The following is a 20,807-nucleotide window of genomic DNA, read 5'->3' as shown; positions in this document are numbered from 1 at the left end:
TAAACTTATCTTGTTTTTATGAAAAAAGTCCTACTGCTCCTTTTATTCCTGCTTCATTCCCTAATATTCCCTGAACAATTTTCAAATCCTCCAATGTAACTGGCAGAGCATATTTTTCTAATTTTTTTCTAAGAGGATCCAATAGTATATCTCCAGCCAGAGCAACTCCTCCACCTAGAACTATTGTTTCAGGATTTATTATATTTAAAATATTAGCTATACCCATAGCTAAATATTCTGCCTCATAGTCTACAAGATCCAATGAAAAAGCATCTCCCTCTTTAGCAGCGTCAAATATATCTTTTGCTTCAAGTCCTGCTATGTTTCCTTCAATCATAGTATAAAGAAGGTTCTGCTTATTTACAGTAAGTCTTGACACAGCTTCTCTTATTAGTCCTGTAGCTGAAGCATAAGCTTCAAAACAACCTTTCTGCCCACATCCACATACTCTTCCATCTTTTACTATTTTCATGTGGCCTATTTCTCCCCCAGCACCTTTAAACCCAGATACAAGCATTCCATTTACATATATTCCCCCGCCAATACCTGTTCCAAGTGCAACTGTCACACTGCTTTTACTTCCTTTTGCAGCTCCATATTTTGCTTCTCCCAATGCTATGATATTAGCATCATTGTCTAATTTAGTTTCTATTCCAGTTATTTTTTCCAGCTTCTCTTTTACATTTACATTAGTTCCCCATGGAAAATTTGCAAAAAATGCCACTATACTTTGATCTTCCACAGGACCAGGAATCCCCATTCCTATTCCTTTTACATTTTTGATATTTATATTAGCTTCTTTTGCAAGTTCTTGTATTACTCCCCATATTCTTTCCATTGTCTTATCTACTCCTTCTGAAGAAAGAGTCTTTATTATAGAACTTTTTAATATATCTCCCTCTATATTTAACAGTCCTATCTTTGTATTTGTCCCTCCCAAGTCTATTCCCACATAGTAATCCATATTATCCCTCCAAAATTTTCTTTCTATTTTTCTGTTTGCCTACTTCATTATACTATATTACTTCTTTTTTAAAAAGAGCTGTATTATTGAATTTTTTTTATATATATGGTACTATGTAGAATATATTTAGTTTTAGGAGGAATTTCTATGAAAAGAAGTTTATCTGGTATTCAACCTAGCGGGATCCTTCATCTTGGAAACTACTTTGGTGCAATCAGCCAGTTTGTAAAAAATCAAAACAGTGGTGAATTTGAAGGTTTCTACTTTATCGCTGACTATCATTCGCTTACTTCCCTTACTGATCCAAAATCTTTAAAAGAAAATACATACAATATTGTATTAGATTATCTTGCTCTTGGATTAGATCCTGATAAGTCTACTATATTTCTTCAATCTGATATACCAGAACATGTTGAGCTTTCTTGGCTTCTTTCAAATGTTACTCCTGTAGGATTGTTAGAAAGAGGACATTCATATAAAGATAAAATAGCTAAAGGCTTCACTCCAAATGCTGGACTTATGACTTATCCTGTACTTATGGCTGCTGATATCCTTATCTATGATACTGATATAGTACCAGTTGGAAAAGATCAAAAACAACATCTTGAAATGACAAGGGATATTGCTATGAAATTTAATCAGCAGTATGGAGTTGAACTTTTCAAACTTCCTGATCCTCTTATCATGGACAATCTTGCAGTTATTCCAGGAACAGATGGACAAAAAATGAGTAAATCTTATGGAAACACAATAAATATGTTTGCTTCTAAAAAAGAGCTTAAAAAGCAGGTTATGAGTATCGTTACTGATTCTACCCCTTTAGAAGAACCAAAAGATCCAAATAATAATATAGCAAAACTTTATGCTCTTTTTGCTTCTATTGAAAAACAAAACGAACTTAAAGAAAAATTCCTTGCTGGAAACTTTGGTTATGGTCATGCTAAGACTGAACTTTTAAATGCTATCCTTGAATATTTTGGAGAAGCAAGAGAGAGAAGAGAGCACTTAGTGGAAAACAGTGATTATGTACAAGAAGTTCTTAATGAGGGAGCTAAAAAAGCAAGAGCTATTGCTAGAGAAAAAATCATGAGAGCTAAAGAAGCTGTAGGGCTTATAGGAAACGCTTATAAATAATAATAAAATTTGAGGTGATAGAAATGCTTTTTTCATTTAAAGGTATACCTTCTTCAGAAAATTGGACAATTATATCTAAGGTAAAAAAAGGTTGGTCAAATGACAAGAAATATTACATTGAAACCAAAGATAATAAAAAGCTTCTTCTACGTACTTCTGATATCAAATTTTATGAAAATAAAAGAAAAGAATTTGAATTTATAAAAATAGTAAATGCCTTAGATTTCCAAATGTCTAAGGCTTTATATTTTGGAAAAGATATTGAAGATTCTTATGTATATATGATATTAAATTGGATTGAGGGAAAAACATTAGATGAAATCCTACCTCATTTATCTGAAAAGAAACAATATCTTTTAGGAATTGAAGCTGGTCAGATATTAAAAAAAATTCATTCTATCCCAGTAGAAGAAAAAGACATCCCTCCAAATAAAGAAAAATATCTTCTTTGGAAATTAGAAAATTTTGAAAAAGGTTTCAACAGAGTGAAAAATGATTCTAAGGTTTTAAAATATGTTAGAGATAATATAGATTTAGCAAATTCCTCTGCTGCTGTTTATCTTCATGGTGATTTTCATGTTGGAAATCTCATTCTTACCCCTGATGAACATATAGGTGTTATTGACTTTAATCGTTATAGTTGTGGTAATAGGTATGAAGAGTTTTTTAAACTACAAAGTTTCAGTATAGAAAGCAGTATTCCATTTTCTATTGGGCAGATTCATGGATACTTTAATGATGACCCCCCTCATAAATTTTGGAAAAATTTTTCTTTTTATTGTGCTTTTTCATCTTTAATTTCAATAGCTTGGGCTGAAAATTTTGATGACAATGAAATCACTGGAATGAAAAATAGATATTATGAAACTTATAAGCATTTTGATGGATTTGAAAAAATTATTCCGTCATGGTATATAACAAAAAAAGAAGTATCTTTTTAAAGGATACTTCTTTTTTTTAATTATTTTTCTATTTGATAAAGTTTTTTTACTTCAAATCCTAAAAACTTTTCTGCTGTCCTTCTGAATTGTTCTTTATCTCCACTAACAAAGAATTCTATTTTCCCTTTTTCTTTAGAGTTATTCAGCATATCTTCATCTCTCAAACTCTCAATAAGTTCAATAACAGTTTCTCTAGCTGGATCAACTATCTTTCCAGAAAAATACTTCTCTATATCCTCTCTTATAATAGGATAGTGAGTACATCCCAGTACTAATGTATCTGCTGATCCTGGAAATTGAGATATATGTCCATCTAAAATTTCTCCTCTATCTTCAAAAGTTTCCCATCCCTCTTCTATCATAGTACATAGTTCAGAGCATCCTTCTTGATAAACAGAAGCTTTTTTAGCAAACTTTTTTATTTCCTCTCCATAAGCATTTGAATTAGCAGTAAATGGAGTTGCTAGTACAGCTATATGTCCATTTTTACTTATATTTGCAGCTGCTTTTGATCCTGGAGTTATCACTCCTATCACAGGTATATCATATCTTTCTTTTATTGCAGTTAAAGCGGCAGCTGTAGCAGTATTGCATGCTATAACAACAGCTTTGCATCTATTTTTCAGAAAAAAATCCATTATATTAAAGCATAGACTTTGCAGTTCTTCTACAGTTTTTTTCCCATATGGAGCGTTTCCACTGTCAGCATAATATATCATATTTTCATGGGGTAATATTTCTGCCATTATCTTTAGTACAGTTGTGCCTCCAACTCCAGAGTCAAATACTCCAATACTGTAATCTTTCTTCATTACTCCCCCTTCATAAAGGCAAACTTTATTTTAATTTTGTCAGAAGTTCTCTGTATTGTTTTACCATCATTTTTATCATACCTTTTTTGATAAGTTGGTACCATTTAAATTCCATAGCTTCCATTCCTTTTACAGAATCAATTACCATCTTTTTAAGAAACTCATACTCTTCAAAGCTAACTTTAAGTTCCATTTGATTTTTATCTTCACACATTTTTTTAACATAATCAAAAAAATCACTAACCCCTTGTCCTTGTGTTCCTAGAGGTGAAGAAGCAAATTGTTTTTTTACTTCATCTATAAATTTAGCTAAGAATTTTTTATTATTTTTGTCCAGCATAATAGAATATTTTCTTTTTCCCTTACCTATTTTTTGAATGCTGTTCATCATTCCCATCATAGATGACATATTATTCATCTGCATAGGATTCATTGCATTTGGATTTACTCTTTGTGTTTTCATTAATTTATTTCCTCCCCATTTAATTTTCCAATAATTTTTTCTATCTCTTCAATAGATATGGCTCCTGTTCTAAGTATCTTTGGTTTGTCACTCATATCTATTATAGTTGAGGCATTTCCTATTGGGCATTTTCCTCCATCAACTAATATCTCCACTCTCTCTTTAAAAGCCTCTGAAAGTTCCTCATAGCTTTTTGGTGTGGCCTCACCAGATATGTTCGCACTTGTAGTAGGAAGTAATCCTCCAGCTGCTTCAATTATCTTTAAAGCAGTATCAAGATCAGGCATTCTGACTCCTACTGTTTTTCCACCTGATACCATTATATCTGGAACATTCTCTTTTTTATTCAGTATAATAGTAAGTCCTCCAGGCCAGAATTTTTTTATCAGTTTTTCTATTTTTTCTCTATTTTTTTCTTCAATATATGCTATTTCTTCTATTTTAGATACATCACTTACTAAAACAATAAGAGGTGATTTAAAACTTCTTTCTTTAGCTTTATATACTTTAGTTATAGCTTCATCAGATTCTATTATTCCTCCCACACCATACACTGTATCTGTAGGATAAATTATTAAATTTCCATCTTTTAATAGTCTTCCTATCTCATCATAGTCGGCATTTAAAGAAGTATATTTTACTTTGTTCATTCTATACACCTAACCTAACATATCATTATTAAAATATCCATAATTTTATCATATATACAAATAAAAAGCTAGTAAAACTACTAGCTTTTATCAGAAAAAATTATTTTTTTACCTTTGTGAGTGAATTATTTAACATTTCTTTTTGTTTCAGCTTTTTCAAACAATTCAGAAACTGATTGATTATTTACAATTCTGTTAATAGCTTCTGAGAAGATTTCATCAACTGAAAGAACAGTTATTTTATCTAATTTCTTTCTTTCTGGTAAAGCAATAGAGTCAGTTACTATAACTTCTTTTAAAGGAGATTCTGCTAATCTTTCAATAGCAGGATCAGAGAATACTGCATGTGTACAACAAGCATAAGCTTCCTTTGCTCCTCTTGCAATTATAGCAGCAGCACCATTTGTAATAGTTCCAGCTGTATCAATCATGTCATCTATGAATATAGCAGTTTTTCCTTGAACTTCTCCTATTAGATTCATAACCTCTGACATATTTGGTTTAGGTCTTCTTTTATCGATGATAGCTATTTTACAATCTAGCCATTCAGCTAATTTTCTAGCTCTTTTTACTCCACCAATATCTGGAGAAACTACTACTACATCATCTCCATAAAGCCCTTTCTTCATGAAATATTTTACCATTAATGGTAAAGCTTGCATATGATCAACTGGGATGTCAAAAAATCCTTGTATTTGATCAGCATGTAGGTCCATGGCAACAATTCTGTTAGCCCCTGATTTTGTTAATAAATTTGCTACTAATTTAGAAGTAATTGGTTCTCTAGGACTAGATTTTCTATCTTGTCTTGCATATCCATAGTAAGGAATGATGACAGTGATACTTTTTGCAGATGCTCTTTTCAATGCGTCGATGAAAATTAAAAGTTCCATTAAATTTTCGTTAACAGGTTCTGAAGTTGATTGTACAACAAACACATCTCTACCTCTAACTGTTTCATCAATTTTAACAAAAACCTCTCCATCTTTAAATCTAACTACTTCTGCTTCTCCTAGTGGCAGTCCATACCTCTCAGCGATTTTTGTAGCCAAAGCCACATTTGATGTCCCAGCAAAAATCTTAACATTTTCAGATTTAACCATTTTTTATTTCCTCCAATCATTTTTAATAATTTGTTTACTTCTCGATACAGCCAATGAGTTATCAGGAACATCCTTAGTTATTACTGATCCTGCTCCTACCAGAGCATTTTCTCCAATGATTACTGGAGCTACCAGCATAGAATCACTTCCAATAAAAGAATTCTTTCCTATAACAGTTTTAAACTTGTTTTTTCCATCATAATTACAAGTTATAGTTCCAGCACCAATATTTGTGTCCTCACCAATCTGAGCATCTCCCAAATAAGTTAGATGTCCAGCTTTTACTCCTTTTTCCAGAGTAGATTTTTTCACTTCTACAAAGTTTCCCACATGTACTTTTTCTTTTAAATGGCTTTTTGGTCTCAAATGTGCAAAAGGTCCCATAGTTACTCCGTCTTCCAGTATACTTTCCTCTATTACAGAACTTTCCACTTTGATATCATTTCCTAAAGTACTATCTATTATTCTAGTAGTTCCTAAAATTTGACAATTTTCACCAATTACTGTTTTACCTTGCAGTATTGCTCCAGGATAAATAACAGTATCTCGTCCTACCACTACATCTTCTTCTGCATATACAGCTGATGGATCTATAAGGATAGCCCCTTTTTCCATAAGATCTATATTTTTTCTATCTCTCAATACTTTTGAAGCCTGAGCAAGTTCTACTTTTGAGTTTACTCCCAATATTTCTATATTGTCATTCAACACAAAACTTTGTACTTTTTTCCCTTCTCCTACTTGTATACCTATTACATCAGTGAGGTAATATTCCCCTTTTTCATTGTTATTAGTTATTTTTGAAAGAGCATCAAAAAGTTCTCTTCCTTTGAAACAGTAAACTCCAGCATTTACTTCTTTTATTTTCTTAATTTCAGCATCTGCCTCTTTTTCTTCAACTATTGCTTTAACTAATCCATTTTTTTTCACTATTCTTCCATAACCAAATGGATTATCATAGATAGAAGTAAGTATTGTCGTCACTGAATCTGTATCTCTATGGAATTTATAAAGTTCTTCCAAAGTTTCTTCTCTTAACAGAGGAGTATCTCCGCACAGTACCATTACATCTCCATCATAGTCTTTTAATTTATCTTTTGCTTGCAGCACTGCATGTCCTGTTCCAAGTTGCTCAGTTTGCACTACATAATCTGCATCTTCTCCTACCACTTTCAAAACTTCTTCTTTTTTATGTCCTAAAATAAGTATGTTTTCTTCAGGTTTTAAAACCTCTAAAACTTTGATTATTTTAGAAATCATTGGAATTCCATTTACCTCATGAATAACTTTAGGAAGTTCTGACTTCATTCTAGTACCTTTTCCAGCAGCAAGAATCAATGTTTTCAGTTTCATTTTTTTCTCCTTTGTCTGTTAAGAATAAGTTAAATTTTTTACTAAACTTAAACCCATATAATTATAGCATAGCTTATAAATCATTTCAAGCTAAGAAAAATCTTTTGACAATTTATCGTAAGCCTCATTTATCTCTTTTATTCTATTTTCATGGTATTTCTTATCTGCCTCGCTTGCATTGGTAAACCTATCAGGATGATGCTGTTTTACAAGATCTCTATAAGCTTTTTTTATCTCCTCTTTTGTTGAATTAGAGTTAACACCTAAAATTTTATAATATTTTGTTTTATCTTCAGCATATCCAAAGGGATTTCCAGAATTTCCCCCATAAGAATACCCTCCATTTTGTTGACCAGCCTGACGAAAAAAATCATCAAAATCCTCTGTTCTTTCAAACTTATAGTAATACGTTCTTTTTTTAGTGCCTTTAGGCTGATTTTGATTTTTAATATAATTTATCAGCATTACAAGAAGTATCAGCCAAAAAAAGTTTACTGCAAACCATCCAAAAAACGCAACAATTAAGAAGAGGATAAACAAAACTGGAATAAGAGCTACTGCTCTGTTAAATCCAAATGCCATCCCTATAAATAAAAATATTATTAGTATAAATACTAATGAAACACTATATATCATTTTTTCTCCTTTAAAAATTAAATATTAAAAAGTAAAAATAGAAAGAAAAGAAACACTTTTCCTTCTATTAGAAATTTTTAATATTTCTTAGATCCTATATCCGCTTTTAATTCATTTATCTTATTGATAATACTCTTTTCTCTAGGGTCTATTTCATAAGCTATGATATATTCTTTTAAAGCTCTTTGCTTCTGACCTATTGCCTCATATTTTTTTGCAAAGTCTAAATGTGCAGTATAAATATCTAAGTCCAAAAATATAGCAAAATCATAGCTGTTAATGGCTTCTTTTATAAGTCCTGCTCTAGAATAAGTATTTCCAAGAAGAAAATGAGCAAATGAATTATCTGGTGCTATTTCCAATGACTTGTTGAAATAATCAATAGCATTCTCATAATTTTCATTTTCATAATAAAGATATCCTAAAAAAGCTGCATAATCTGCATTTTCAGGATTCGTGTTCACTATCTTCTCGTATAACTTGATTGCTCCATTATAGTCTCTTTTATAATATAATATTGCTGCTAAACTTTTTAAATTTTCTATGTTTTGAGGATTTTCTAAAAGTGAAAATCTTATTTCCTCTTCCTCTTTAACCAGATCTTTATCACTATAATCCCTGAATATCTCAGTTTTTAATAATTCTGTTTTTAACAACTTGTGATCATCCTCCTATTAAAAAGATTTGCTCCTAGAATATTATAACATAAATTCTCTTCATGTAAAAACAATTTCTGCTTTTACTTAAATATTACAAAAAAAGGAAAGAGTTTTACTCTTTCCCTTTTATCCTTCATATTAAAGAACGTTGTATTTAGCTATCATAGTCTTCATTCTTTTTAATGTTCTTTCTTTTCCTATTATGTAAAGAACATTGAAAAGGTCAGCTCCTCTAGCTTGACCAGTAATTACTGCTCTCAATGGCATAAATACTTTTGCTGGTCCTTCTCCTATTTCATCCATTGTATGATGTAATAGATCTTTTGCCTCATCTACTGTAAATTCATCTTTTTCCCATTTCTCAAGTTTGTCCATAAATAATTTTATAGATTCTTTTCCAACTGGATCTTCTATAGATGAACATAATTTTTCTACACTTTTTCTCTCTTTTTTATTCATTTCTTCATTTACTTCTGGAAGTTCAAATTCATCCTGATAGTAAGCTGTTGCTTCTACCGCAATCTCTTTTAGAGTTTGAGCACTTTCTCTTAATATTCCAACTATTTTAACAATAGCTTCATATTCTTTTTCAGAAACATTTTCTCCCACATGTCCTTGCTGTTGGAAGAAAGGAACAGCTAATTTAGAAAGTTCATCAAGATCTTTCATTCTCATATGCTGATTATTTACCCATCCTAGTTTCACAAGGTCAAATACAGGTCCTCCAAGAGATACTTTATCTATATTAAAGTTATCTTTAAACTCTTCCAATGTAAATATTTCTTTATTTTCTCCAAATGAATATCCCATAAGTCCTAAGAAGTTTACTATACCTTCTTTAAGATATCCTTCATCTCTATACCAGTTTAATGATACAGGATTTTTTCTCTTAGATATTTTAGTTCTGTCTGCATTTCTAAGTAAAGGCATATGAATAAATTCTGGTGCATCCCATCCAAAAGCTTTGTACAACTGAATATGTTTAGGTGTTGAAGCTATCCATTCCTCTGCTCTTATTACATGAGTAACTTCCATTAAATGGTCATCAACTACATTGGCAAGGTGATAAGTAGGATATCCATCTGCTTTTAAAAGCACTTGATCATCTATCTTATTATTTTCAAATACGATATCTCCTCTCAGTCTGTCTTTTATGATAGTTTCACCTTCATAAGGCATTTTTAATCTTATTACATATGGTTCTCCAGCAGCTAATTTAGCTTGAATTTCTTCAGGAGTTAATGATCTGCAATGTCCATCATACCCTGGAGCTTTTCCCATAGCTTTTTGTCTTTCTCTTAATTTTTCAAGTCTTTCTTGTGTACAGAAACAATAGTATGCTCCACCTTTTTCTACTAATTGTTTTGCATAGTCACCATAAAGTTCAAATCTCTCTGATTGTCTGTATGGCCCATAAGGTCCTCCTACATCTGGACCTTCTGCATAAGTCAGATCAAGCCACTTTAACGCATCAAAAATCATCTGTTCTGAACCGGCAGTATATCTATTCTGATCAGTGTCCTCTATTCTTAAAATAAAGTCTCCGTTATTAATATGTGCAAATGCTAAGTTGAAAAGCGCTATATACGCAGTCCCTACATGAGGATCTCCAGTAGGTGATGGTGCTATTCTAGTTCTTACTCTCTTTTCCATTTTTTCCACCCCTCTTAAGTTTTAATAATTTAATACAAATTTTACCACAATTTTTATCATTTTTAAAGGATTATTTTGTTTTATTCCATCTTAGATATGTATTTATAAAAATATCTATGTCTCCATCCATAACAGCCTTGATATTTCCTGATTCAGCTGATGTTCTGTGATCTTTCACCAAAGTGTAAGGCTGGAATACATATGATCTTATTTGATTTCCCCATCCTATTTCACTTTGTTCTCCCTGTATTCTCTTCATTTCTTCTTCTTTTTTCTTCATTTCAAGTTCAATCAATTTAGATTTTAACATTTTCATAGCTGTTTCTCTGTTATTCAACTGAGATCTTTCCCTTTGGCATGTAACAACTATCCCTGTTGGAATATGAGTAATTCTTACTGCTGAGTCTGTCATATTTACATGCTGACCTCCAGCTCCACTGGCTCTGTATGTATCTATTCTCAAATCTCCAGCATCTATATTTACCTCTACACTTTCATCTACTTCTGGCATAACTTCCACTGAAGCAAAAGATGTATGCCTTTTTTTATTGGCATCAAAAGGAGAAATTCTTACAAGTCTGTGAATTCCTTTTTCACTTTTCATATATCCATAAGCATTTCTGCCCTCTACAAGAAAAGTTATAGATTTTATTCCCACACTGTCTCCAGGCATAAAATCCATTTCACTTATTTTATATTTTTTTTCATTGCACCATCTTGAATACATTCTGTAGAGCATATCTGCCCAATCACAAGCTTCTGTTCCTCCAGCTCCTGAGTGAATAGTAACAATAGCATTATTAGAATCAAATTCTCCATCTAAAAGAAGTCTTGTATCAAAGTGATCTATATCTTTTCCAAGTATCATATGTTTTTCTTCAAGCTCAGTCTGAAAATCTGCTTCACCCATCTCAACAAAATCTATTAATACTTCCTCTTCTCCCATTTCTGATTCCAGTTTTTTAAATTCAGCTACAATTTCCTTTTCATCATTCATCTCTTTTATAATAGCTGAACTGCTTCTCTTATCATTCCAGAAATTTTCTTCCATAGTCATTTTCTCAAGCTCTGATATCTTTTTTTCTCTTTTTTCTAGGTCAAAGAGACCCCCTTATATCACTTATTTTTTGCTTATATTCAGAGAATTCTCTTTTTATGTCTAATATATCCAAACTTTTCCTCCTTAATTATATTATTTCAATCCCAATCTATTTTTCAATTCAGGCATAGTCATCATACTATAAATTTCCCCGTCAATTGAAACATTTGGACCTTTATTACATCTTCCAAAACATCTTTTTGTTGTTAAAAGTATCTTTCCATCTTTTGATACTCCATTTTCATCTACTTCTAATATTTCAGCCAACTCATCATAAAATCCTTTTCCATATACACCACAAGTCATTCCTACACATATAGAAACTTCTTTAATTTTTTTCCCACCAGCTTTATTTCTAAATTTAGGGTAAAAATTTATTGTATTTTCTATTGATATTTCAAGTAATCCCGTTTTATCTGCTATAAATTTTTGTACCTCTACTGGAATAGCATCCAGCTTTTCCAATACAAAGTTAAGAATTTTTACATCATTTTTTTTGTCCTTCAATCCATTGATAAATTCTTCCAGTTCAGTATAAAACTCTTTATTTACTTCCATCTTCAGCACTCCTTTTAAACATAACTGCTACTGCTGTTGCATACTCTTTAGAATGAGAAATGGATATTTCCATTCTCATACCTGCCATTTTGTCTTTTAATATATTTTTAAATACAACATATGGCTTTCCCAGTTCATCATTTAATATTTCTATATCAGTCAGATTAAAATCTCTTACCCCTGTTCCCAATGCTTTAGATATTGCTTCTTTTGCTGAAAATCTTCCAGCATAACTGGCAGCTTTACTGCCTTTTTTTTCTGTAATCTCTATCTCTTTTTCTGTATATACTCTCTTTTTGAATTTTTCATTAGATATAGCTTTTTCTATTCTTGTTATCTCTACAATATCATTTCCTATCCCTAGAATCATATTTTTCTCCTTGAGGATTATTCTTTCTCAAAAATATCTATATTCACATCAATAGTTATTTCCAACTCATTCAATGCAAAGAGTTTATCCACGCCTTCTTTTGGACTTCTCCATTTATATGGAGTCATATCAAAAAGATTTCTTATACTTTCATTTTCTTTTATGAAAGATTTCCCTGTACAGTTTACTGTCTTTATATGCTTGAATATTTTCAGATCCTCTATTGGAGAATAAAATTCTGTTCTTACATTATCATACACAACTTTTTTTAATTCCAACAAATGATTTTCTCCAGTAGAAACTATTATCAGTTTTCCACCTTTTTTTAATGTTCTCATTTTCTCTTCTGGAATTATTTTGGCAAACATACAGATTATATAGTTCAGCGATTCATCTTCCAAAGGAATATTAGTTGCACTGGCTACTATCCAGTCTATATTTTTATATGTTCTTGCAGCACATATTACTGCCTCTTTAGAAATATCTATCCCTGTTATATTAGATTTTATCCCCTTTTCTTCAAGAGATTTTTTTAATCTTCCAGTATAGTATCCTTCTCCACATCCTATATCCAGTATCTCTGCATCATCAGATGATCTATTATCTAAAACTAATCTATTTACTGTCTCCGATATTATTTTATAATAATCTTTCTCTAGAAATCCCTTTCTGCTGAGCACCATTTCCTTATCATCACCAGGAGCTTTACTGTGCTTCTGATTTGAAAGAAGAAGGTTTAGATACCCCTGCTTCCCTTCATCAAAACAGTGATTATTTTCACATCTATACGTTTTTCCTTCTTTGTTTAAAACTTTTTTACAAACAGGACAAATTATCATTTTTTCCCCTTCATTCCTATGCCATATTATAGGCTTTTCTTGTATTTAAATTTGTAGCTTCTGCTACTTCATCATATGTTATTCCCTTTATCTCTGCTATTTTTTTAGCTACATATTCCACATATACAGGCTCATTTCTTTTCCCTCTAAATGGAGTGGGAGCCATATATGGACAATCAGTTTCAAGAATTAATTTTTCTAAAGGTATATTCTTCACTACTTCAACCAGTTTTTTTGCATTTTTAAAAGTAAGAACCCCTCCAATACCAAAATAGTAGTTATCTATTACTTGAAGAGCTGTTTCCACTGATCCTGGATAGCAGTGAAATATTCCTTTTACTGAAGGAAATTCTTTCAATATTTTCACAGTATCCTCTATAGCATCTCTTGAATGTATTACCACTGGCTTTCCAACTCTTTCTGCCACTTTCATCTGTCTTCTGAATATCTCCTGCTGCTCTTCCTTCGGACGAGTCATCCAGTGATAGTCCAGTCCTATTTCTCCAATAGCCAGCACTTTTTCATTCTTAGCCAGTTCTTCCAATTCCTGTTCAAGTTTATCATCATATCCCTCTATATCATCAGGATGTATTCCCACAGCAGCATATATAAAATCATATTTTTTACTGTATTCAACACCTTGTTTGCTGCTTTCTATATCATACCCTATATTGACTATGAAATCCATATTATCTTTTATTCTTTGAAATACCTCTGCTCTATCTGAATTAAATTGCTCAGAATCCATATGAGCATGAGAATCTATAAGTTTCATTTATTTCACCTCTAAAATATCTTTAAAATCTTCCCTAGTGAACTTATATTTTTTTCCACAGAAATGACATTCAGTTTCTAGAAATTCCTGTGTTTCAAATATTTCATTCAATTCTTTTTTACCAAGAGTGATAAGTCCTCTATAAAATTTATCTTTATCACAATTACAATTATATTCTACTTCTTTTTCTTCAAGTATTTCATATTCCTCAATCAATTTTTCATTATCTTCACTGCTCATATCTTCATACAGAAGCTTCAAGATTCTTTTAAGATCCATTCCGCCCATCATAAGTTCAGTCATAGGTCTGATTGCATTTATTTTTTCTTCCAAAGCTTCTATAAAACATTCCTCTGCCCCAGGAAGAAGCTGTATCATATATCCTCCAGCACAAGCTACAGTTTTTTCATCTTTTAAATTAACTCCTAATGCTATTACAGTTGGCGTCTGATCAGAATTGAAAAAATAGTAAGCCAAATCCTGAGCTATCTCTCCTGAATCTATTGGAGACATTCCAACATATGGTTCTTTTAATCCCATATCTTTTATTATTCTCAGCATTCCTTTTCCAACTAAAGCTCCTACATTTGATCTTCCATTATCTTTTAGTGTCACATCAGCTGAAGGGTTAGAAACATATCCCTTTACCCCTCCTTCAGAATCTGCTGTAACTACCATATTATTAAGCAGTCCATCAGTATCTGTTCTCAAAGTTAATAAATCTTTTCCTTTTAAAGTGCTTCCCATCATTACTCCTGCTGTAAGAAGTCTTCCAAAAGCGTCTATTCCAGTAGGACTGCATTTATGAATATCCAATGCCTCCTGTACTATATCTGTTGAATCCACCAGAAAAAATCTGGCATTTTTACTTACTCCTCTTATTATTTTACCCATTTATATCACCTCTAAAATTTATCGTATTTAATTATTTCTTTATATTCTTCATATCTTTTCTTTGAAAGTATCTCCATTAATTGAATATTATTATCTATTCTTTTATTCTTATTAATATATTCTCTAATTTTTTTGATCTCTTTTTTCTCAAAGCCAAAATATTTTAAAAGTTCATCATTAGCTTCATTTATGTAAAGGGAACTTTTCTCAATTTCACTTTCTATCTTAAACTTTTTAGAAAGTTTTTCATAAGTTGCATCTCCTATCCCTTTTATTCTTTTCATCTCTTCCAGCTTTTCAAAACCACCTGTTTTTTCTCTGTAGCTTAAAATCTTACCAACATATCCTATTCCAATTCCTTGAGATACCATCTCTTCTTTAGAAGCACTATTTATATCAATAAGATTATCTTTTTTTTCAAGCATATTTTCACTCATTATCAATTTAAATGGTTTTGATGTTTCATCTTCTCCAAAAGTAAAACTGCTGATAATTGCAAGCATAACTGCAATAAGTATACCTTTACAGCTTTTCATCTATTTTTCTCCTTTTTTAAATAATTTATATTTACTCTCCATTCTTTCTTTCATCTCTTTTATATACAATGCTGGATCTTTAGGATTAATTATTCTTTCAATATAGTCTCTAAATTCAGTTTCTTCTATTACTATTTTAGTAATAGCTCCTCCACCCAATCCCATAGTTGATTGATTTTCCTCTATCATCTCTATATTGAATACTGATTCTTTTCCCTCTTTTGCATAACCTACATTCTCTCCCCATTCCATAATATTTTTCTGTCTGTACATATAATATGGTTTCATCTGTTTTTTCTCTGTAAGTTCTCTTATTCTTTTCTCAATTATTTCCCTGTCCAGTTCTTTTCTGCTTTTATCCTCTTTAAAAAGCTTAGAGGCTCTTTTAAATGCTAAAGAGTGCACAGTAAGGTTTTCTATATCATATTTTTCTACCTCATTTAATGTGTGAAGTACATCTTCTGTTGTTTCATCTGGAAGCCCTATTATCAGATCCATATTTATTATAAAGCCCATCTCTTTGGCTATTTTAAAATATTTATCAAAATTTTCTCTATTAAAATTTCTATTTACTTTTCTTAAAGTTTCTTCATTGAAAGTTTGAGGATTCAAGCTTATTCTATCAGCACCATATTGTTTTACAAGCTCCAGTTTTTTCTCAGTAAGAGAATCTTCTCTTCCTGCTTCAAAAGTAAATTCTTTCAGATAAGTCATATCAATATTTTCATTTACTTTTCTTAATACTTTTTCTAAATCCTCTTCTGTAAGAGTACTTGGAGTTCCTCCACCTATATAGATAGATTCTATCTTATATCCTTCATCTTTCAAAAACTTTCCTGCCATTTCTATCTCTTCCAGCAAAGTTTCAACAAATCCTTTATAGTATCTTCCTACTCCTCCATTTATTTCATAAGAAGCAAATGAACAGTACTTACATTTAGTTGGGCAGAAAGGCACTCCTATATATAGATTTATATACTCTCTATTCAAAAATTCCAGCTCTTTTTTCACAGTATCTATAAGGAGCTCTATTTTCTCATTACTTACAATATAGAAATCCCTAAGCATATCTTCTGCCTGCTCATATGAATATCCTAAAGACAGAAGTCTTCTCAATACTTTAGTAGGTCTTACTCCCATAAGCCCACCCCAAGAATACTCTTTATTATATACTTTCAGCAGAAGTATTTTCACCATAGTCTGTTTCTGCTCATCTATTTTATCCTCTTGATTTGCATAAATGAAATTTCCTTTTCTCCCATCTATTTCCATATCTATTTCTATTGTATCAGAAGTTTCTTTCATGGTAAGATTCATAGTTTTATCCAGTGCCTCTGGGACCATTACCCTTGCAAATTCCTCTATACTCCTGATATTTATTTCAAAATCTGAATTAATTAACACTTTTCCTCCAAATGAAATTCTTTCATCATCTTATCTTTTTCATCAATTTTTCTTAATACTCTGCATGGATTTCCAACTGCTATAACATTTTCAGGAATATCTTTTACAACTACACTTCCAGAACCTATTACACTATTTTTTCCAATGGTTACTCCATCATTTATTGTAACTGCTCCACCTATCCATACACCATCTTCTATTGTTATATGAGTTCCATATTCATATCCCGTTTCTCTTTCACTTGGAAACAGAGGGTGATTTACAGCTAAAAATGATACTCTTGGACCTATCAATACATTTTTTCCTATTTTTACTTTTCCTATGTCAAGAAATATGCAGTCATGATTTATAAAACTGTTTTCTCCCAGTGAAATATTATATCCATAATCACACATAATCGGAGTTTTAACAGAAGTATTTTCTCCAGTTTCTCCAAAAAGTTCCCTTACCTTTTGCATTATTTCGTGAGATTTTTCAGGAGAGATATTATTTATTTCAAAACATTTTTTCTTTGCTTCAGCTCTTTCAGCAACCAATTCCTCAGTATTTCCCTGATATAATTTTCCTGAAAGCATTCTCTCTTTCTCTCTATTCATTAGTTCCCTCTTTTTTCATCATATTCTTTTTTATTTATGACCCCATCTTTATGCATATTGGAAATATATTCTCTCATAGATATCATTCCATATTTCTGTCCTGTCTCAATAGCTGTAAGTATCTGATTTATTTTCCCAGAGGCTATTTGATTAGATATGGCAGTATTTACAAAAAGTATTTCAAAAGCTGGAATAATTTTATTTTCTTTATCCAGCAATAACTGTTGACTCACAATACCTCTCAGTACTAAACTAAGCTGAGCTTTTATCTGTTCCTGTTTTTCTTTTGAAAAAACATCTATAAGACGATTGATTGTTTCTGCTGCACCATTAGTATGAAGAGTACTGAACACAAGGTGTCCTGTCTCTGCTGCTGTAAGAGCTGCTTCTATACTCTCTTTATCCCTTAGTTCTCCTACCATTATTATATCGGGATCTTGCCTGAGAACACTTTTTAAAGCATTTGCAAAAGACAGGGTATCTCTCCCTATCTCTCTTTGCCTTATCAAACTTTTTTTATTTTCAAAAATATATTCAACAGGATCTTCAATAGTTACTATACTTAAAGATTCCCTCTTATTTATCTCTTCTATCATAGCTGATAAAGTTGTACTTTTTCCACTTCCGGTAGGTCCTGTTATAAGTACCAGCCCATTTTTATATCTTATCATATTTTTCAATGATTTTGGAAGATTCAGTTCTTCAAAACTCTGTATCTTTTTTGTTAAAATTCTTATAGAATATGCTGGATATCCTTTTTCATTATACAAGTTTATTCTGTATCTTCTTTTTTTTATATCTTCAAATGCTATGTCAATTTCTTTATTCTTTTCAAATATTTCTTTCTGCTTTTCTGTTAATATCTCTCTTATAGAATTTATTAAAAATTCTTCTGAAACTTTATCAAATTCATCATCTCTTATCAACTCTCCATTTACTCTATAGATCACTTTTTCATTGTTCACAAGATGAATATCTGATGCTCTTTTTTTCTGTCCTTTTTCTAAGATATCTAATAAAATCATTATACCTTCCCTTAGATAAATTTTTACTTTATATTATAGCATATTTTATACCCTTTGTCTTCTGCTGACTCTTTTTAAAACTATTTTTCTAGGTAATTATATCACGATTTTTCATTCAGGTCTAACTATTGGAAACAATACAGTATATTTTTTATTTTTATTTATATACACATATCTTTTTCTTGATTATTCGACTGAAATATTGTATACTTAGTTAGTTCATCGGAGGGTATATAGAAAATTTTATATGCTGGATAAGATGGTTGGATAAAGCCCAACTGTTTTATCCAGCATTTTTTAATTACAGGAGGATTTTTTATTTATGGAACAAAAAAATTTATTAACCGAGGGAAGTATTTTCAAAAATTTGATGAGATTTTCATTTCCCTTTCTTCTGGCGAGCCTTCTCCAAGCACTTTATGGAGCTGCTGACCTTTTTGTAGTTGGACAGTATGCAGATTCTGCTGCTGTATCTGCTGTAGCTATAGGAAGTCAGGTAATGCAGACAATTACTGGGGTTATCTTAGGAATAACCACTGGAGGTACTATTCTTATTGGACAGTATCTAGGGGCTAAACGAGAAAAAGATATGGCAAAAACTGTAGGAACTATTATCTGTGTATTTGGCTTATTTTCTATAGTACTTACTATTTTCATGACATTATTTACTAACCCCATTGCTACAATAATGCACACTCCAGTTGAGTCTCTAAAATATACTCAGCAGTATATTTTTATATGCTCATGTGGTATTCCCTTTATTATAGGATATAATGCTGTAAGTGGTATTTTAAGAGGAATGGGTGATTCTAAAACTCCTCTTTATTTTATAGCTATTGCTTGTGTAATAAATATAGCAGTTGATATTATTTTAGTAGATTTTTTTAAGATGGGAGCTATTGGAGCTGCTATTGCCACTGTAGGAGCACAAGGAATAAGCTTTATCCTTGCAGTTCTCTTTTTATGGAAAAAAGGATTTCCTTTTGAGTTTGGGAAAAAATATATCTGGCTGTTTCCTAAAAAAGCTAAGATAATATTTCATCTTGGACTTCCTATTGCATTGCAGGATGGGCTTATAAATATATCTTTTTTACTTATTACAACTATTATAAATACTATGGGACTTACAGCTTCAGCTGCTGTAGGAGTGGTTGAAAAGGTTATTGTATTTGCTATGCTTCCTCCAACAGCTTTTGCTTCTGCTATAGCTGTAATGACTGCTCAAAATATGGGGGCAGGAAAAATAGAGAGAGCACAAAAATCACTTTATGGGGGGATTGCCTGCTCTTTAGTTATAGGAATTGCTTTCTGGATATATTCACAAATTTCCCCAGAAAGTATTACATCTCTGTTTTCTAATGACAAGGAAGTTATATATACAGCTGCTATGTATTTAAGATCATATAGTATAGATTGTATTCTAGTTTGCTTTATTTTCTGTATGAACTCCTTTTTCAGTGGATGCGGGCACCCTGTCTTCCCAATGGTACATAGTCTTATAGCTACATTTTTAATAAGAATTCCTGTTTCTTTTGCTCTGAGCAGAATGAAAGGAATAACTCTTTTTGAAATAGGATTTGGAGCTCCATTGGCTACTTTTGTATCTTTAATCATGTGCATAATCTATATGAGATATGGAAGTTGGAAAAAGAGTACTATGTTGAAAAGCAGATAAAAGCAATTAAAAATATTTAAGAATAGAAAAAAGCGGCTTTGCCGCTTTTTAATTTACTCTAATCTATTGCTGTTTGATTCATTTCCTGACTATAAACTTTAAAAAGTTCCATCAATACTCTGCTGTTAGTTTGGTATTTTCTTCTCAATTTACTCAAACTCTTGTTTATAAATGTGTATTCTTCTCTAGTAAACCTACAACCTAAAATTCTATACTTTTTAACTCCACTTCCTAGTGGTCGTCCTCTTGTTGGTTTAGCTTTTTCTCCCTTCATAAATCTTTCCCCTTTTCCCTATTTAATCATTTCAAATAAATTAATTATCTCTTCCTGTTTTCTCATATCCTCTTCCAATACTTTTTTAGAGTCAGCATATTTTTTTGCAAGCTGATTATACTGATCTTTGTAGTATCTATTTCCTTTTACATCTGCTATACGTTTTTCCTGTGTTATTATTTTCTGATACATTTCTCTTTGTTGAGCAAGAGTTCTTTGAGCTTCTTCAGCCTCTGATTTTCTTTTTTCATACATGGCTTTTTCTTCAGCTTCAAGCTGCTGAAAATTAAGTTCTAACTGCTCTAATGTAGATAAAACATTAGATTCAGCAAATGTTGTTATTGATGCTGCAAGTAGAATACATCCTAGTAGTACCTTTTTCATTTTTCCCCCT

General features: G+C 31.3%; 24 protein-coding genes. 3 read left to right on the top strand and 21 right to left on the bottom strand.

Annotation, left to right across the window (positions count from 1 at the left end; genetic code table 11):
• Positions 1-16: 16 nt before the first annotated feature.
• Positions 17-964, bottom strand: coding sequence for an ROK family protein (locus tag C4N20_RS09085; RefSeq protein WP_005979255.1), 948 nt, complete (start codon positions 962-964; stop codon positions 17-19).
• 147 nt (positions 965-1,111) lie between these two features.
• Between C4N20_RS09085 and trpS the strand changes: the two genes are divergently transcribed.
• Both trpS and C4N20_RS09075 read left to right on the top strand, forming a co-directional pair.
• Entirely contained in the window at positions 1,112-2,098 is a 987-nt protein-coding gene (gene trpS, locus C4N20_RS09080; RefSeq protein WP_005979254.1) for a tryptophan--tRNA ligase, read from the top strand.
• Positions 2,099-2,121: 23 nt separating this feature from the next.
• Positions 2,122-3,039: an aminoglycoside phosphotransferase family protein gene (locus tag C4N20_RS09075; RefSeq protein WP_005979252.1), complete on the top strand. Its 918-nt coding sequence runs from the start codon at positions 2,122-2,124 to the stop codon at positions 3,037-3,039.
• A 20-nt stretch (positions 3,040-3,059) separates the two neighbouring features.
• Here C4N20_RS09075 and murI read toward each other — a convergent pair whose 3' ends face one another.
• The 18 genes from murI to C4N20_RS08985 all read right to left on the bottom strand — a co-directional run bounded on the left by murI (position 3,060) and on the right by C4N20_RS08985 (position 18,464).
• The gene (gene murI, locus C4N20_RS09070) at positions 3,060-3,851 is read right to left on the bottom strand and encodes a glutamate racemase (RefSeq protein WP_005979249.1); all 792 of its coding nucleotides are present in this window, start codon (positions 3,849-3,851) and stop codon (positions 3,060-3,062) included.
• Between the two features lie 25 nt (positions 3,852-3,876).
• Positions 3,877-4,314: a hypothetical protein gene (locus C4N20_RS09065; RefSeq protein WP_005979247.1), complete on the bottom strand. Its 438-nt coding sequence runs from the start codon at positions 4,312-4,314 to the stop codon at positions 3,877-3,879.
• Positions 4,314-4,964: an L-threonylcarbamoyladenylate synthase gene (locus C4N20_RS09060; protein WP_005979245.1), complete on the bottom strand. Its 651-nt coding sequence runs from the start codon at positions 4,962-4,964 to the stop codon at positions 4,314-4,316. The genes C4N20_RS09065 and C4N20_RS09060 overlap by 1 nt, the downstream gene beginning before the upstream one ends.
• Positions 4,965-5,089: 125 nt before the next feature.
• Positions 5,090-6,067, bottom strand: a complete 978-nt coding sequence (locus C4N20_RS09055; RefSeq protein WP_005979243.1) for a ribose-phosphate diphosphokinase — start codon at positions 6,065-6,067, stop codon at positions 5,090-5,092.
• A gap of 3 nt (positions 6,068-6,070) precedes the next feature.
• Positions 6,071-7,420 carry a bifunctional UDP-N-acetylglucosamine diphosphorylase/glucosamine-1-phosphate N-acetyltransferase GlmU gene (gene glmU / locus C4N20_RS09050; protein WP_005979241.1) on the bottom strand — a complete coding sequence of 450 codons (1,350 nt, stop codon included), beginning with the start codon at positions 7,418-7,420 and terminating at the stop codon, positions 6,071-6,073.
• 90 nt (positions 7,421-7,510) lie between these two features.
• Positions 7,511-8,056, bottom strand: coding sequence for a J domain-containing protein (locus C4N20_RS09045; RefSeq protein WP_005979239.1), 546 nt, complete (start codon positions 8,054-8,056; stop codon positions 7,511-7,513).
• Positions 8,057-8,133: 77 nt separating this feature from the next.
• A complete protein-coding gene (locus C4N20_RS09040) occupies positions 8,134-8,712 on the bottom strand; it encodes a tetratricopeptide repeat protein (protein WP_005979237.1) in 579 nt (192 codons plus the stop codon).
• 141 nt (positions 8,713-8,853) lie between these two features.
• Complete coding sequence (gltX, locus tag C4N20_RS09035; RefSeq protein ID WP_005979233.1) at positions 8,854-10,368, bottom strand: glutamate--tRNA ligase; 1,515 nt, start codon at positions 10,366-10,368, stop codon at positions 8,854-8,856.
• Between the two features lie 70 nt (positions 10,369-10,438).
• A protein-coding gene (gene prfB, locus C4N20_RS09030; RefSeq protein ID WP_106878572.1) for a peptide chain release factor 2 occupies positions 10,439-11,540 on the bottom strand; the annotation gives its coding sequence in 2 pieces (ribosomal slippage) (positions 10,439-11,467 and positions 11,469-11,540; 1,101 coding nt in all).
• A gap of 20 nt (positions 11,541-11,560) precedes the next feature.
• Positions 11,561-12,025, bottom strand: a complete 465-nt coding sequence (locus C4N20_RS09025) for an NADH-quinone oxidoreductase subunit NuoE family protein (RefSeq protein ID WP_005979229.1) — start codon at positions 12,023-12,025, stop codon at positions 11,561-11,563.
• On the bottom strand, positions 12,012-12,395 hold the full coding sequence (acpS, locus tag C4N20_RS09020; RefSeq protein ID WP_005979227.1) for a holo-ACP synthase: 384 nt from the start codon (positions 12,393-12,395) through the stop codon (positions 12,012-12,014). The genes C4N20_RS09025 and acpS overlap by 14 nt, the downstream gene beginning before the upstream one ends.
• A 17-nt stretch (positions 12,396-12,412) precedes the next feature.
• The gene (locus tag C4N20_RS09015) at positions 12,413-13,234 is read right to left on the bottom strand and encodes a putative RNA methyltransferase (protein WP_005979225.1); all 822 of its coding nucleotides are present in this window, start codon (positions 13,232-13,234) and stop codon (positions 12,413-12,415) included.
• 16 nt (positions 13,235-13,250) lie between these two features.
• Entirely contained in the window at positions 13,251-14,009 is a 759-nt protein-coding gene (locus C4N20_RS09010) for a TatD family hydrolase (RefSeq protein WP_005979223.1), read from the bottom strand.
• Positions 14,010-14,903 carry an Hsp33 family molecular chaperone HslO gene (gene hslO, locus C4N20_RS09005; RefSeq protein WP_005979221.1) on the bottom strand — a complete coding sequence of 298 codons (894 nt, stop codon included), beginning with the start codon at positions 14,901-14,903 and terminating at the stop codon, positions 14,010-14,012. It lies immediately after the preceding gene.
• Between the two features lie 11 nt (positions 14,904-14,914).
• Positions 14,915-15,439, bottom strand: a complete 525-nt coding sequence (locus tag C4N20_RS09000) for a ComEA family DNA-binding protein (RefSeq protein WP_005979219.1) — start codon at positions 15,437-15,439, stop codon at positions 14,915-14,917.
• On the bottom strand, positions 15,440-16,843 hold the full coding sequence (locus C4N20_RS08995) for a coproporphyrinogen III oxidase (RefSeq protein WP_005979217.1): 1,404 nt from the start codon (positions 16,841-16,843) through the stop codon (positions 15,440-15,442).
• The gene (locus C4N20_RS08990) at positions 16,837-17,439 is read right to left on the bottom strand and encodes a sugar O-acetyltransferase (RefSeq protein WP_005979215.1); all 603 of its coding nucleotides are present in this window, start codon (positions 17,437-17,439) and stop codon (positions 16,837-16,839) included. Before C4N20_RS08990 ends, C4N20_RS08995 begins: the two co-directional genes overlap by 7 nt.
• Entirely contained in the window at positions 17,439-18,464 is a 1,026-nt protein-coding gene (locus C4N20_RS08985) for a type IV pilus twitching motility protein PilT (protein WP_106878571.1), read from the bottom strand. The genes C4N20_RS08990 and C4N20_RS08985 overlap by 1 nt, the downstream gene beginning before the upstream one ends.
• 322 nt (positions 18,465-18,786) lie before the next feature.
• On the opposite strand from C4N20_RS08985, the gene C4N20_RS08980 reads away from it, so the two are divergent.
• Positions 18,787-20,139: an MATE family efflux transporter gene (locus tag C4N20_RS08980; RefSeq protein WP_005979213.1), complete on the top strand. Its 1,353-nt coding sequence runs from the start codon at positions 18,787-18,789 to the stop codon at positions 20,137-20,139.
• 58 nt (positions 20,140-20,197) lie between these two features.
• Here C4N20_RS08980 and C4N20_RS08975 read toward each other — a convergent pair whose 3' ends face one another.
• On the bottom strand, positions 20,198-20,413 hold the full coding sequence (locus C4N20_RS08975) for a hypothetical protein (protein WP_005979211.1): 216 nt from the start codon (positions 20,411-20,413) through the stop codon (positions 20,198-20,200).
• 18 nt (positions 20,414-20,431) lie between these two features.
• A complete protein-coding gene (locus C4N20_RS08970) occupies positions 20,432-20,797 on the bottom strand; it encodes an adhesion protein FadA (RefSeq protein ID WP_005979209.1) in 366 nt (121 codons plus the stop codon).
• Positions 20,798-20,807: the final 10 nt, after the last annotated feature.

The organism is Fusobacterium ulcerans, from assembly GCF_003019675.1.
Lineage (GTDB): Bacteria > Fusobacteriota > Fusobacteriia > Fusobacteriales > Fusobacteriaceae > Fusobacterium_A > Fusobacterium_A ulcerans.
The sequence above is the reverse complement of the archived record's forward strand: the minus strand, read 5'-3'. Positions and strand labels throughout refer to the sequence as shown.

What these genes read in the sequence shown, in the direction of transcription:
- C4N20_RS09065 (WP_005979247.1), bottom strand. Translation starts at nt 4,314, where the DNA reads ATGAAAACACAAAGAGTAAATCCAAATGCAATGAATCCTATGCAGATG.
- glmU (WP_005979241.1), bottom strand. Translation starts at nt 7,420, where the DNA reads ATGAAACTGAAAACATTGATTCTTGCTGCTGGAAAAGGTACTAGAATG.
- hslO (WP_005979221.1), bottom strand. Translation starts at nt 14,903, where the DNA reads ATGGGTAAAATAATAAGAGGAGTAAGTAAAAATGCCAGATTTTTTCTG.
- C4N20_RS08985 (WP_106878571.1), bottom strand. Translation starts at nt 18,464, where the DNA reads ATGATTTTATTAGATATCTTAGAAAAAGGACAGAAAAAAAGAGCATCA.
- C4N20_RS08975 (WP_005979211.1), bottom strand. Translation starts at nt 20,413, where the DNA reads ATGAAGGGAGAAAAAGCTAAACCAACAAGAGGACGACCACTAGGAAGT.
- C4N20_RS09045 (WP_005979239.1), bottom strand. Translation starts at nt 8,056, where the DNA reads ATGATATATAGTGTTTCATTAGTATTTATACTAATAATATTTTTATTT.
- trpS (WP_005979254.1), top strand. Translation starts at nt 1,112, where the DNA reads ATGAAAAGAAGTTTATCTGGTATTCAACCTAGCGGGATCCTTCATCTT.
- C4N20_RS09060 (WP_005979245.1), bottom strand. Translation starts at nt 4,964, where the DNA reads ATGAACAAAGTAAAATATACTTCTTTAAATGCCGACTATGATGAGATA.
- C4N20_RS09010 (WP_005979223.1), bottom strand. Translation starts at nt 14,009, where the DNA reads ATGAAACTTATAGATTCTCATGCTCATATGGATTCTGAGCAATTTAAT.
- murI (WP_005979249.1), bottom strand. Translation starts at nt 3,851, where the DNA reads ATGAAGAAAGATTACAGTATTGGAGTATTTGACTCTGGAGTTGGAGGC.
- C4N20_RS09025 (WP_005979229.1), bottom strand. Translation starts at nt 12,025, where the DNA reads ATGGAAGTAAATAAAGAGTTTTATACTGAACTGGAAGAATTTATCAAT.
- C4N20_RS08980 (WP_005979213.1), top strand. Translation starts at nt 18,787, where the DNA reads ATGGAACAAAAAAATTTATTAACCGAGGGAAGTATTTTCAAAAATTTG.
- acpS (WP_005979227.1), bottom strand. Translation starts at nt 12,395, where the DNA reads ATGATTCTAGGGATAGGAAATGATATTGTAGAGATAACAAGAATAGAA.
- C4N20_RS09000 (WP_005979219.1), bottom strand. Translation starts at nt 15,439, where the DNA reads ATGAAAAGCTGTAAAGGTATACTTATTGCAGTTATGCTTGCAATTATC.
- C4N20_RS09015 (WP_005979225.1), bottom strand. Translation starts at nt 13,234, where the DNA reads ATGATAATTTGTCCTGTTTGTAAAAAAGTTTTAAACAAAGAAGGAAAA.
- C4N20_RS09085 (WP_005979255.1), bottom strand. Translation starts at nt 964, where the DNA reads ATGGATTACTATGTGGGAATAGACTTGGGAGGGACAAATACAAAGATA.
- C4N20_RS08970 (WP_005979209.1), bottom strand. Translation starts at nt 20,797, where the DNA reads ATGAAAAAGGTACTACTAGGATGTATTCTACTTGCAGCATCAATAACA.
- C4N20_RS08990 (WP_005979215.1), bottom strand. Translation starts at nt 17,439, where the DNA reads ATGAATAGAGAGAAAGAGAGAATGCTTTCAGGAAAATTATATCAGGGA.
- C4N20_RS09055 (WP_005979243.1), bottom strand. Translation starts at nt 6,067, where the DNA reads ATGGTTAAATCTGAAAATGTTAAGATTTTTGCTGGGACATCAAATGTG.
- gltX (WP_005979233.1), bottom strand. Translation starts at nt 10,368, where the DNA reads ATGGAAAAGAGAGTAAGAACTAGAATAGCACCATCACCTACTGGAGAT.
- C4N20_RS09075 (WP_005979252.1), top strand. Translation starts at nt 2,122, where the DNA reads ATGCTTTTTTCATTTAAAGGTATACCTTCTTCAGAAAATTGGACAATT.